The sequence below is a fragment of the Treponema sp. UBA785 genome (genome assembly GCF_002297065.1).
Taxonomy (GTDB): Bacteria; Spirochaetota; Spirochaetia; order Treponematales; family Treponemataceae; genus Treponema_D.
On record NZ_DBJD01000069.1, the window covers coordinates 1 to 13,176 of the forward strand.

11 protein-coding genes are annotated in these 13,176 nt (G+C 39.1%); 1 reads left to right on the top strand and 10 read right to left on the bottom strand.

Features of this window, described 5'->3' with window-relative positions; genetic code table 11:
* The 4 genes from B2X33_RS05555 to B2X33_RS05570 form a co-directional block, all read right to left on the bottom strand.
* Positions 1-1,124: DUF8523 domain-containing protein (locus B2X33_RS05555; RefSeq protein ID WP_524539502.1), on the bottom strand; the 1,124-nt coding region annotated here is incomplete at its 3' end.
* A complete protein-coding gene (locus tag B2X33_RS05560) occupies positions 1,124-1,486 on the bottom strand; it encodes a hypothetical protein (protein WP_296668231.1) in 363 nt (120 codons plus the stop codon). The genes B2X33_RS05555 and B2X33_RS05560, both read right to left, overlap by 1 nt.
* Positions 1,487-1,488: 2 nt before the next feature.
* Positions 1,489-4,551: a chromosome segregation SMC family protein gene (locus B2X33_RS05565; RefSeq protein ID WP_296668233.1), complete on the bottom strand. Its 3,063-nt coding sequence runs from the start codon at positions 4,549-4,551 to the stop codon at positions 1,489-1,491.
* Positions 4,552-4,773: 222 nt separating this feature from the next.
* Entirely contained in the window at positions 4,774-5,961 is a 1,188-nt protein-coding gene (locus B2X33_RS05570; protein WP_296019902.1) for a DEAD/DEAH box helicase, read from the bottom strand.
* A 48-nt stretch (positions 5,962-6,009) separates the two neighbouring features.
* Between B2X33_RS05570 and B2X33_RS05575 the strand changes: the two genes are divergently transcribed.
* Entirely contained in the window at positions 6,010-7,128 is a 1,119-nt protein-coding gene (locus B2X33_RS05575; protein WP_296668235.1) for a glycosyltransferase family 4 protein, read from the top strand.
* A 65-nt stretch (positions 7,129-7,193) separates the two neighbouring features.
* Here the strand turns inward: B2X33_RS05575 and B2X33_RS05580 are convergent, their stop codons facing one another.
* The 6 genes from B2X33_RS05580 to B2X33_RS05605 form a co-directional block, all read right to left on the bottom strand.
* Positions 7,194-7,745, bottom strand: coding sequence for an ATP-binding protein (locus tag B2X33_RS05580; RefSeq protein ID WP_296019897.1), 552 nt, complete (start codon positions 7,743-7,745; stop codon positions 7,194-7,196).
* 31 nt (positions 7,746-7,776) lie between these two features.
* Positions 7,777-8,115, bottom strand: a complete 339-nt coding sequence (locus B2X33_RS05585; RefSeq protein ID WP_078930302.1) for an anti-sigma factor antagonist — start codon at positions 8,113-8,115, stop codon at positions 7,777-7,779.
* Positions 8,116-8,136: 21 nt separating this feature from the next.
* Positions 8,137-9,786 (bottom strand): GAF domain-containing SpoIIE family protein phosphatase, encoded by a 1,650-nt coding sequence (locus B2X33_RS05590; protein WP_296668237.1) that lies wholly within the window; start codon positions 9,784-9,786, stop codon positions 8,137-8,139.
* A 118-nt stretch (positions 9,787-9,904) separates the two neighbouring features.
* A complete protein-coding gene (locus B2X33_RS05595) occupies positions 9,905-10,837 on the bottom strand; it encodes a transcriptional regulator (protein WP_296019889.1) in 933 nt (310 codons plus the stop codon).
* A complete protein-coding gene (locus tag B2X33_RS05600; protein ID WP_296668239.1) occupies positions 10,830-11,600 on the bottom strand; it encodes a metallophosphoesterase in 771 nt (256 codons plus the stop codon). The genes B2X33_RS05595 and B2X33_RS05600 overlap by 8 nt, the downstream gene beginning before the upstream one ends.
* 4 nt (positions 11,601-11,604) lie before the next feature.
* Positions 11,605-12,975 (bottom strand): tetratricopeptide repeat protein, encoded by a 1,371-nt coding sequence (locus tag B2X33_RS05605; protein ID WP_296668241.1) that lies wholly within the window; start codon positions 12,973-12,975, stop codon positions 11,605-11,607.
* Positions 12,976-13,176: the final 201 nt, after the last annotated feature.

Below are 13,176 nucleotides of genomic sequence, written 5' to 3' on the forward strand. Positions count from 1 at the left end.
GAAGAAAGTTTTTGCTCATTGTCAGAAGTTTTTTCTTCAGTATTTTTTATTTCGTCAGTTTTTTGAGTTTCTCCATTGCCTTCTGCTTTTTTTTCGAGGCGGACAGGCTTTTGCGGAACTGATTCTTCATAAGAAGGAGCCTTTGCCCTCTCATTCGGTTTTGCCGATTCTTCAAGAACTTTTATCTCCAGATAATCGTCAATGTATTCGCCTTTTAAAACGTCATTTTTGTAAAAATGAAGGACTGTTTCTCCGCTTTTTGTTGTGCGGAGCGTAAAAGTCGTGTTTTCTGTTCCTAGTTTTCGTCCAAAATATCTCAAAATCTGGTCTTTGCCTTCGTCTTCTCCCATGAAAATCCAGCCGCGTCCCGGATAAATTATGTCAACGTACTGGTTGTTTTTTGCGGTCATTGAGCGGCTCGGGGCTTTTTGAGAATCGTTTTCGGCCTGTTCTGCCTTTTCGGCCGGCTCTTCCTGAATTTCTTCAGAAAGCTCGTTTTTGTTCTCAGGTTTTTGTTCGTCTTGAGACAAGTTTTCCTGATTTTCCATAGAATTTTCGTTCAGTTCCAAATTTTCGTCTGTCTGAGGATTTTCTTCTTCGGAATTTTTTTCATTTTCTACTGCCTTTTGCTGAAGTTCTGGTTCGTCTTCGTTTTTTTCTGGAATGTCTTGCGCTTTGTTTTCTTCGGTTCCGCTTGGTTCTGGATTTTGTTCATCTGTGGAAGACTTTATTTCTTCCTCCAAAGGTGAATCTTTTACTTCCGGCTCAACAAAGTCTTCATGAGTTTCTTCTGTTTCGTTCTCGCTTTCTGACAAAAGTTCGTCTTCATCGATTTTTTCAGAAAGCTGGTTTTCGTCATTTTCTGATTTGTTCTGCGTATTTTCTGAATCTTGCAAATTTTCTTCTAGGCTTTTTTCTGAAATTTCTTCATTTGCAGCAGGATTTTGAGAAATTTCTTTGTTTTCGGATGAGTTTTCTGGAATTTCTTCAGTTTTTTTGTCAGAAATCTGTTCTTCCTGCGTTAAATTTTCTTCGTTTTTTGGCGAAGAGGCACAAGAATTTAAAATATAAAGAGAAAAAACGGATGTAAATAAAAACAAAAAAGTTCTGGCTTTAGTTTTCATCAAGGCGCCGCTCCTGTAATTTCGTCAATAATTTTGTCGTTTGAATTTTCAAGCTCTTCAATGAGCTTTGAATCTGGTTTTGAGAAATATTTGCTTATTTCTTCGTCGCTCCAAGAATTTTCTGTTTTTCGCGACAAATAATAATCTTTTTCGATTTCCAGATATTCGGGCGTCATTGGCTCTGAAGTCAAGACATTTTCCGGTTTTTCGAAGGTTTTTGCCTTTGGTTTTCCTGATTGAATAAAAACTACTATTAGCGCAATTACAAAAAAAATCAAAAAAAATGCACTGATTCTTGCCAAAAGAGGTTTTTCGCGAATAAAATCACTTGTTTTTTCTTTTAATTCATCAAAATCAACCATTTTTACTTCTGTTTTTCTTCGGTTTTTTCCTGATTTTCCGATTTTTTGTCGTCAGAAGCAGCTTTTTCCGCCGACTTTTTTTCATCTTCGGCGATTTTTGCTGCCTTTGATTTCTTTGCGGCTTCTTTTGCTTCGGCACGGAATTTTTCAATTTCAGGATCGGTTATAGTTCCGTCCGGATTGTGAATTCGTTTTGCCGGACGCGGAGGAATGTAGACATTTTCTTCCGGAGGAACATCTTCTTCGATAAATTCTTTTTCCGATTCGTCTGGTTCAGCTGAAATTTCTTTGTCGAGACGCATTGTCATAACTTTAGAAACACCAGATTCCTGCATGGTTACACCGAGCATTGTGCTTGCGCCCATTACGGTTTTTTTGTTGTGCGTAATTACAATGTACTGCGAAAGTTTTGCAAAAGAACGCAGCGCGGTTACAAAGCTTGAAACGTTTTTGTCGTCGAGAGCGGCGTCAATTTCGTCAAGGAGACAGAACGGACTTGGCCTTACCTGATAAGTTGCAAAGAGGAGCGCGACTGCCGTCATAGTTTTTTCACCGCCGGAAAGAAGCGCAATGTTCTGGAGCTTTTTTCCAGGAGGTTCGGCGTAAATGTCGATTCCCGAAGTAAGCACATTTTGCGGATCTACAAGGCGAAGTTCTCCTCGTCCGCCGCCAAAAAGACGCCGGAACATATTGTGGAAATTTTTCTTGATTTTGTTGTAAGTGTCGAGGAACATTTCTGTCGACTTTGTCTTGATTTCCTCAGAAACACGGATTAAGTTTTCGAGCGATTTGTTTGTGTCATCGTAACTTGACTGCAATTTTTCGTAGCGTTCCTTTTGCTCTCCAAATTCTTCTGGCGCCATAAGGTTTACGCTTCCGAGCGCTTTTAATTCTTCGCGGGTTTTTGCAAGTTTTTCGCGCAAAACTGCCGAAGAAGTTGTTATTTTGTACATACGCTCTTCAAATTCCATAAGATCGCGGCTGTGAGTGTCGATAAAGTTCTGCTTTATGTTTCGTATGTCGTTGTCGCTTGTTACTAAGTCCATTGCCAGTTTTTCGTACTGGAATTGAATTTTTCTCTGTTCTTCCTGTTTTTTGTCGAGTTTGTTCTGAGTTCCGCTTACAGAAGAATTGCAGCGCACGATTTCGCTGTTGATTTCGCTCATTTCGTCGGCGCATTTTTGACCGCGGTGTTCAATCGCCGCAAGTTCGCTTTGAACATCGATAATCTGTTCGTTAAGTTCGTCGCGTCTTCTCTGTTCCTGTTCAAATTCTTCCTGATTTTGGCGAAGGTTGTTTTGCTCGCTTACGAGCGAGCGGCGCAAAATTTCAACATTCTGCTTGACTCCAAAAATTGCCTGAGCCATCGAAGCTTCGGTTACGCGCAGCTGGTTTAAGGTTTCGCGGTATTCGTTTATTTTTTTTACAAGCTCACTGTTTTCGCTTTTGTAAGAGGCAATTCTTTCGTTGATTTTTTCAATTTGCGAGTTTATGTCCAGGATTTTTGAATCGATTCCACGTTTTTTTGTGATAATTCCTTCCGGAGATGTAAAATCCTCGATAAAATCCGGCATCGCCTTTTCGTATTTAGAAACGGCTTCTTCAATGTTTACGCTGATTAATGAAATTTCCTCAAAAGCCTTGATTGCGTCCTGAATGAGCTTTTCGTTTTCGCTTTCTGAGTGGCCTGTAATTGATGCGTAGTCAGAAAAAATATTTTTCCGTCCTTCAGCAAAAATTTTGAGTTTTGCGAGGGAGTTTTCAACTTCTTCTTTTGCAGATTTTGCCGCATTGCTTGAATATCCCGAATCTTTTAATTTTGCATCGAGCTCTTTAACGATGTCTTCTGTTATTTCGCCCAATTGTTTTTGATAATCTGCAATTTGTCTGTTTAATTCTTCAATTTCGTCTGCGCTTTTTGCCGAAAGAGTGTCATTTTCCGTAATTTTTGCACTTGAAGAAGTTATATTTTGCGTAAAGGATTCGATGTTTTGCTTTACGCTGTCGAGCTGCCTGTTTTTTGAATGTAAATCGGCTTCGCGCTCGTCAATTTCTTCGTTAAAGGTGTCAATTTTTTCCTGAATCGAATTCTGCTTTACTTCAAGAATTCCGATTTTTTCTTTTATCTGGTTCGCTTGAAGATTGTATTCCTGCGCGCGCTGAAGCTTGTTTGTCTTTTCGGTCTGGACTTTAGCAAGCTCAACCTGCAGAAAATTCATTTTTGTCTGCAAGTCTTTGATTTTGTCGTTATTTTCAAAGAGAGCCGCCTGAATTTCTTCAATTTCTTTTTGGACGGCAGAGCGTTTTTCTTCGAGTTCTTTTTTTGTCGTTTCCTGGCGCGCTTTGTCCTGTGTAAATTCTTTAAGGCGCAAAAGCTGAAGGTCAAGTTCACAGTTAAAAATATCATCTTTAAATTTGCGGTACTTGATTGTTTTTTCGCTCTGAACTTTTAAAGTTTCGTAGCTGCGTTTGTTTTCGATCAGCGCGACTTCAATCTGGGCAAGATTTTGTCTTGTGCGTTCGAGTTCTCGTTCAGCTTCGGCACATTCCGCTTTTGAACGGCTGATTCCGGCCGCTTCTTCAAAAAGATAGCGTCTGTCTTCCGGTTTTGACGAAAGAATCTGGTCAATTTTTCCCTGTTCCATAACGGAATAGGCTGCTTTTCCAACGCCTGTATCCATAAAAAGACGACGAATTTCTGTCGGACCGACTTGCCTGTTGTTAATATAATATTCGCTTTCGCCAGAGCGGTACAGCCGGCGCTTTAATGCAATCTCAGACTCTTCAAGAGGCAGAAGTCCGTTTTCGTTTGCAATTGTGAGCGTAACTTCCGCAATATTGAGAGGAGGGCGTGTTTCGGTTCCGTTAAAAATAACAGATTCCATTGTATCTGCACGGAGATTTTTTGCCTTGTTTTCTGCAAGAACCCATTTTACCGCATCGACAACATTGCTTTTTCCACAGCCGTTTGGCCCGAGCAAGGCGGTAATTCCATCTGCAAATTCAATATGAGTTCTGTCGGCAAAAGATTTAAAACCGAAAATATCCAGACATTTAAGAAACACTTTCTAAACTCCGCGAAAAATCAAATTTTGGTATCTTTCTATTATAGCAATAAAGGCAGCGTGTTTCAATTAAGGCGTTTTTTTTATTCCGGAGCACATTTTGTGTACCGCGGCCCGTCTTTCATGGTTTTATTCCTCCGCTTCGCTTTGGAACGGCTTTGCCGCCATTACAGCCGGGGCTAAAATTTTCCCTTCAGTAAAAAAAATCGCTGTCCGCGCCCTTTATTCGCCTTTTTCTTCTATTTTGGAAGGAGAAACTAGTTTTCCCTTAAAAAGCATTTTTGGATAAACTTTTAGACCGAGTTTTTTTTCAAGCCGGGCAAATTGATTCATTTCGTATTCATCGCCGATTACAATGTTTATTCCTGTTTTTCCTGCGCGCGCTGTGCGTCCTGCCCTGTGTACAAAAAAATCTTCATTTGAAGGCATGTCCATCTGTATTATGTGGCTTATTTCCGGAATATCAAGCCCGCGGCTTGCCAGGTCGCTTGTTACGAGAATTTTTATTTTTCCGCTTCTAAACCTGTCTATCATAGATTTTCTTGCGACTTTGTCGGTTTTTGCATGCAGACCAAAACATTCGATTCCCTTAAAATTCAGTTTTGAGACAATGTTTTCCACCTGGTCGAGTTTTCCTGTAAAAACAAGGCATTTAGACGGTTTTTCAGCTAGAATAACTTTTCGGAGCGTGTCGATTTTGTCGCGCCGTTCTGAAAAAATCGCAAGATGCGTAATTCTTTTTCTTAAAACATCTTCCGGCGGCAAAAAAAGAGTTTCAACTTCGTGTTCTAAGCTTCCGTCGCTCTTTATTTTTGTTCCTGCAAGCAGTTTTTGTGTTGATTTTGTGATTGTTGCGCTTGCTGCAATCAACTGAACGTGTTTTTTTGGCGAATTTAAAAGGGCCATCGTAAAATCGCGAAGCTCAGGTGCAATAAGCCGGTCAACTTCGTCAAGCACAACTGCATCGAGGTTCTCAAGTTTTATTTTTTTCAGGTTAAAAAGTTCTAAAAGCCTTGCTGGTGTTCCTATTATTACGGCAGGTTTTTCTTTTAAATTTTCAACCTGTCTTTTTATCGGCGTACCTCCTATTAAAAGACATGTTTTTATTTCGCTTATGCTTTTAACCTGTGTTTTAATCTGACTTGCAAGCTCAAAAGTTGGAGCTACAACCATAATCTTTATATTTTTTTGTGGATTTTCCTCGGATTCAATTTTTGTCAAAAGAGGCAGGACGTAAGCGTATGTTTTTCCAGTTCCGGTTTCACTCTGAAAAAGCAGAGATTTTCCTTCTGAAATAACGGGAATCGCCTGAGACTGAACGGCTGTTGGTTCTGTAATTTGATTTTCTTCGAGTTTTTTTATCAAATTTTCTGAAATTTTCAATGAATTGAAGGTTGTTTTTTCTGACATACAAAAACTATAGCACGTAAAAAAAATGTTTGCTATAATCAAAGGAATATGAAAATCGGAATTGACAGTTTTGGCTGTGGACATGGAAAATCTGGAATTGGTTCTTATCTTTCTTCTTTATCATCCCAGCTAAGAAACTCTGCTGACTGCACGTTTGAGATTTTTGGCTCGGAAATTGACCGCTACACTTACGGTGCAGAAAACGGACTTTCCTATTCTTCTGTAAAGCTTCCAGACAGCCGTTTTTATGAAACATTGTGGCATTACGGCTGTTCAAATATTTTTGCAATGTATCACAAGTACGATGCAGTTTTGTATGCTGCCGGCGCGCGCTATATTCCTCTTTTTTGCACAGTTCCAGGAGTTGCCGTTGTTTATGATGTTCTTTCAGAGCTTTATGAAGACGAAATCCTAAAAAATCATACAAAAAGGATTCTCTTCGGCTTAAAAAATGTTTCAAAGGTTATTGCGGCGAGCCATTTTATCAGAAAAGACTTGATAAAACTTGGTGTTCCAGAAGAAAAAATAACTGTAATCTACAACGGAATCAACCATTCGGAATTTTATCCGCGGGAACTTTTTTCACCGTCCCGTTTGGACATTAAACCGTTTGCAATAAAAAGACCGTATTTTATTTATCCTTCGCAAATTTCTTCTTCTTCAAAAAAACATGTCGAGCTCATAAAGGCTTTTTCGCTTTTTAAAGAAAAAACACATTTGGAACATCGTCTAGTTTTGACCGGAAGCGAAGAAAAAGCTATTGAATCCGTAAAAAAAGCAATTTTGGAATCAAAATTTCACCAAGATATTTTTATTACAGGATTTTTTCCGCACGAAAGTTTTCCGCTTTTGTATTCTGCGAGCGAAGGTTGTATTTTCCCTTCGATAAATGAGGGGGTAGGTTTGCCTGTGCTTGAGGCTTTGGCCTCTGGAGTTCCTGTAGCCTGTTCAACTGGCGGTTCTTTGCCAGAAATTGCTGGAGACAATGCGGTTTATTTTGACAGCGACAATATCGAGCAGATGGCAGATGCAATCGAAAAAATTGCATTGGAATCAAATTTGCGTAAAAAATTAAAAGAAGGCGGACTTGAATGGACAAAACGTTTTAGCTGGGACAAAACCGCCGAAAAAACAATTGACGTTCTAAAAAGCGTCTGTAAAAAATAAATTCAAAAATTGCAATTGCTAAAAAAAGACCGCCCGTTTGGACAGTCTTTTGCTTTTTTTTGAGATTATTCTTCAACCGCAACACCGTGGTGTTTTTTCTGGAAGCGTTTGAGCATTGCTACTCCGTTGCGCTTTCCGTTGTAAACATATCCGCCGTCCCAGTATTCGAGGGCAGCAAAGAGCGCATTGCCGCCGTCCTGGTCATCTGATTTTTTTGTACGGAAAGAAACGTATTTTGCAAGTTCTTCAAAGTTATGTGTCTGAAGACATTCAATACGTTTTTTGTTGAATTCGTTCCATTTTTCGAGATCCTTAAAGCCTTCGCCTTCGTCTTTTACAATAAGATGTGCGTGTGTCGGGCTGAATGAGTACCATACGCGTACTTTTTTGTTGATGTCGCAGTTGTTACCGTGCTTTACCGCATTTTTAATAACTTCAGAAATTTGCTGTTCAAGGAGATTGATTTCCTTGATTTCGAGTGGAGCCGACTGAACGATTAAAAGCGTAAAGTAGCGAATCTGGCGAAAATCTGACGGAAATTCTTTATATAGCATGTTTGTTGTATCAAACAACGGGTCGTTGTCATCTGAACGCAATAGTTTGTACTGATTTTCCATTTTTTACTCCGTTTTAATCTTGTTTTTTTGTTTATTCGTTTACCATAAGAAGCGCTTCTTCGATGCTGTTTGCAATAGGGAAGTAGCCCATAAGTTTTGTGAGTTCAATAACTTTTTTTACTGAACCATGAATATTAGAGATGGCAAGCTTGAGATTCATCTTTTTGATTGTTGAACAGATGTAAATCAACGCGCCAATTCCTGACGAGTCGATGTAGTCAACCTGTTCAAGGTTTATGATGAAACTTTTTACATTCTTTTCAAGCATTTTCATGACTAATTCTTTTAATTTATAAGAATTGTAAAGATCCATTTCTCCATTTACGTCAATGATATAAACTTCACCATTTTTCCGAATCTTCAGTTCCATAAGAAAAACTCCTTTTTTATTCTACTGAATTTTAACTGCCAGCAATGTTTGATCGTCGTGTAATAATTCCGAACCGACAAACTTTTTCATATCTGCCTTTACCAGATCTGCTATTTGCTTGCCTGATGACTTGCTGTTTGTTTTTACAATATTTAAAAGACGGTTGAGCGAATACTGTTTGCCGGAAGCATCCAAGGCTTCTACCAAACCGTCAGTATATGTAATTATAATATCACCTGGCGAAACTGTAAACTGAATATCTTTGTAAGATGTTGTTTTTTCAACGCCTAGAGGTTCGGAAGCGAGGGATTTTCGCTCAACTGTCTGTTTTTGGGCATTATAAAGGAATACAGGAGTTGTTCCTGCCGAAGAAAACTGAACTGTTTTTTTTGCGGCATTGTAGTTTATGAGGGCAACAGAAGCAAAGTGCTCAAAATTTATTTCACCGCAAATTTCCCGGTTTGCAAGGCTTAAAATTGTTCCGGCAGGCTGAGGAGTGTTTACAAGAAGGCGAATCATTGAGCGGAGCATTGACATAACAAGGAAAGAATTTGTCCCTTTTCCAGCTACATCCATAAGAATAATAGATGTGCGGTCTTGACGTACAGGAAGAACGTCAAAAGTATCTGAACATACGCCTTCTGTGTGCATTGTAAAAGAACCGAAAGAGATTCCTTGCAAAGGCGGAAGTTTTTTTGGAAGAAGAATATTCTGCAAGTTTTCTGCAATTTTGCTTTCTTTTGAGATTTCGTTTTTTTCGTTGTAAACCTGAAAACTAATTGTTGTTTTTAATGCTGATTCTGCAAATCCTGCAAGCGTAAGTGCCCAGTCAAATTCTTTCTGGGTAAATTCTTTGCCTGGATTTTTGGAAAGAGCGATAAGTCCAATTACAATACCGCGACCTCTCAAACGGATTGGAATAAAGATAAAACTTCCGAGTTTTAAGAAATCTTCAGGACCGTTTTCTGTAATGCGAGGATCGCTTTTTGGAGAGTTGATGATTTCAGCTTTTCCAGAAGATGCGATTTCTCCAAAGATATTGTCGCGGAGAGCGAATGTTGCAAATTTAAAACTTGTTGAAACACGAAGTTCTTTGTGAGGAAGTTCCGCTGGAAGCTTGTATGGCGGCGGAAAAACGCCCAAAAATGATTTTACGTTGATAGAATCTTCAAAATCGTCAACCATAAGAACTGCGCCACCGTCAGCGTTTGTAATTTCCATACAGGTTTTGTTTATCGAGTCCAAAAGATTCTGCATTCCTTCTTTGCTTCCGAAAGAATCCGAAGCGAGAATTACAAAAGAACGTCCTTTTTCGATAAGGTTTACTTCGTCAGGTTTTATGTCTTCGACTATGATTTCCGGTTTTTTGATTTCTTCTTCATCAACAGGTTGTTCTGAGACTTCTTCTTTTGGTTTGCCGAATGCGAGCATTACGAGATAAGGAATTAAAACCGCTGTTGCAAGAATCAGTAAAAATACAAAATTTGAAATTCCAGGATTAAAAATCGTATAAATGCAGTCGAAAATCAGTATAAGCACCGACAAAAAAGAAAGATAGCTTACTTTTGCTGTTTTTCGTGTTTTTATTACTGCCAAAAAGATAAAAAGAATTGTTGCCAGAATGGCTGTTCCTAAAAGGGGAAGGTAGGCAATTGCATCTGAGTTGAACAATTTAGGCTCTCCATTTTTGTTATGTTTTTATAAAGAATTGTAATGCTGCTATTTTTTCCCGTCAAGATAAAGATTTTGCCGAAAACGTTAAAAATGCAGTTTTTTATGGATAAATTTTTTAAAGCTGCTCTTTTTCGATTTTCTTTTTTAATAGAATTTTTTTTATTTTGTTTAAAAGCCTGCGCCAAAAACTTTTTCCGAATTTTGAAGTGTAGGCGGTTGCCGCATCGTCAATTGTAAAATCGTTGCCGAATTTTGTTTTGATTTCGTCCCAGTATTTAATTATATAAACGTACATGTCGCTTTTTGTGCGGCCCTTAAAATATTTTAAGATGTGATGTCTGTCGATTACGCGGATGACAGGAAGATAGACCGTTCTAAACCATGAAAGAATTGCCTGATCCATTCCGATTTCTTCTGTTTTGTTCATGTTGATGTAATATTTATGTGTCAAAATATGGTTGTAGATTACGTCGTATTGTCCTGGAACTGAAAAATCTAAAACCCAATAATCCGTAATATCGCCAAATCCAGTTTCAGAATAAAAAACTCTTTTTTCGTAGCTTATTACCTGCTTTGTAATTTTTTGAAGAGAATCTTTCGGGTTAAGGTGAATTTCGCTTTGAAGGCTTACAACTTCCGCGTCGATAAATTCAACCCCTTTTGCCTTTGCTACTGACACCCGGTGGTTGCCGTCGCGCACAAAATAAAGGCCTCCGAGTTCATAAAGTGTGATTGGCGGAAGGTTTATGTCTTTTATGTGCGCCATGTCTATGTGTTCCCAACGGGTTTTTAAGTGCATTTTTTTTGGAAAAAAACGGTTGTCAAAATCCTGATACCGGGATTCGCTTCCTACTATGAGCTTTACAGGAACTGTTTTCATGCCAAGATAAGTTTCGTTTACTGGTTTGAGCATTTTTTTTATGTCGGAAAATGAAATCAGCGTGGTTTCTTCCGGATTTAAAAAATGCTGTATTTCGTTAAAGAGAGCTTTATTTCTTGCTTTTGCAAAATCTTCGCTTGTTTCTGAAGAAAGAAGGTTTTCAGACATTAGATTCTCCTATTGTATTTTCTGGGGAAGCAAAAAGATTCAAAACTATGTGGCTGTACGCATTTATTACAATGGTTTCTGTTTTTCCTTTGTTTTTTACAGTGGTAATTCGCTGGTCGTTTGCGTCGTAAAGGTGAATATGTCCGTGAATTAAATACGAAGGAGAAAATCTTCTTATAAACCAGTTAAAACATTCAAACCCGCGGTGGCAAGGATCTTCTTTATCGTGAATATGGCGCGGAGAAGCGTGTGTTAAAAAAATGTCTAGATATTTACCGTAACGGATTTTGTTCCATAAAAGGCCTGGAACCATTTTTAAAAGTGCGATTTTCATCTGCCGTTCTGTGTACTGGTTTAAGCCGTTGTTGTAGCGCATTGAGCCGGAAACTCCGGAAATGAGCAGCGGCCGGATTTTGTGCGTTTTTGAATCTTCTATAAGAAGATGTTTGTCGCGCAAATTTTTAAAACCTGCATAAGTTGCTCCAAAACAGCCTTTCATGTCGAGAATGCTTATTTCCTGGCGAAGTGTCGGATGCGCTCCTTTGTGGGCCTTTTTTTGTTTGTGATAATATCTGAATTCGGTAAGGTTGTGGTTTCCGAAGATAAAAAAAGCCGGTTTGTTGAGGGTTGAAACTATAAAATCAATGTAGTCAGAAGGCAAATCGCCTGCGCACAGAATTGCATCGACAGAAGCAAAACGTTCTTTTGCGAGAGAACTGTAAACGAGAGGGTCAATCTGATCAGAAACGCAGAGTATTTTCATGAAACTAAATGCCGGCTTTTGAAAGAATGTTTTCGAGTTTTTCTTTGCCGATTAGTTCAATCGGGCGGTTTTCTGCGAACCCTGTTGCCGAGCTTGTAAAGCCGGAAGAAGTGCAGACTATTGTTTTTGAACAGTTTACAGCCTTTGACTGATCGAGAAATTTTCTGATTACAGAATCTTCGATTGCGTCGGTATCGCGGCTAAAAATAAGAAGATAAAGCTGCTTGCGGACGTTCATCCAGTCGTCAGCCTTTTGTTCTGTGCATGTCATTACACAGCCCCACTTTTTGGATTCGACTTTTTGAACAGCCATTGAAAAACCTGCCATTGCCGCTTTTTTGCAGATTTCGATAAATTCTTCCTGAGAGCAGGTTAAATATTCTTTCATTGCATCGTTTGACTGCAAATCCTTGTATTCTGAAAGTTTTGCAGAAACGTCGCGGAATGAATGATTGTGCTTATAGATAATCTGCCACTGCTCGATTGCTTTGTCGATGTCGCGGTTGCGCTCATAGCAGGAAGCAAGAAAGTATCTTGAATATAGTGTTTCTTGAGAACTTTCGTCCTTAGAAGCCTTTACTGCGCGGTCGAATTCGGAAAGCGCGTTGTCTAAAGAATTTGCCATCATATAGCACGAGCCGCGCTCCAAAAGAGCACGCTGGCGATATTCAGGGTCGCGGAGCGCTTTCTCAAACGCGTTTACGGCTCCTGGATAGTCTTTGTTTTCTTTTAAGATTTTTCCGAGATAGTAGTATGAAGAATAAGTTTCCGGGCTAAGGCTGATTGCAAGGTCGATTTCTTTTTTTGCTTCTGCAAACTGTTTTGAGCGGAAAAGCAAAAGTCCCATTGCAGCGTGAGCCTTTACGTGCCGGCGGTTGAACTGAATTGCCTTCTGGTAAAAACCGAGAGCCATGTCTGCGCGGTTTTTTTGTTCGTAGATTTTTCCGCAGTTGTAATAATTTTCTGCGTTTGAAGGATCAATTTTTGTAAGAAGCAAAAATTCTTTTAAGGCTTCTTCCGGCTGGTTGAATTTTAAATAAAGCTGTGAAAGCTGTTTGCGGAAATCTTTTTCTGGAATTTTCGAATCGAAAATTGCATTTTGTGCAACGAATTTGTACTCCATTAAGGCGAGCTCGTTTTTTTTGTCCGCAAGATACGCTCTTCCAAGATAGTAATGTGTTAAATAATCGCGTGGATCTTTTGCAAGCATTGCTTTTGCGATTTTTTCCGCGGCGGAATACTTTCCGTTTTTTATGAGTTTTTTAATTGAATCGAGTTTTTTTGGCTGCACGAGGGATTTTATTACGGCAACTGCAAGAAATGTTACACCTACAAGAAGTATTGCAATTATTACAAGCTGAATCGGATTATCCATGTTTCTTAGGCTCCATAAAAATGTATACTTTTGTTTTTTCTAAAAGAACAGAATAAACTTTTGGCGTGGATATGTCAAACTTGGAAAATCGCAATACAAAAATGCTTACGCCGGATGCGGAGGGCGTAAGTTGCCGAAGGCAATGAAGCGAAAGCGGAACCCAAAGCAGCCGGTTTTTGCGTTTTTTTTTGTTTTGCTGAC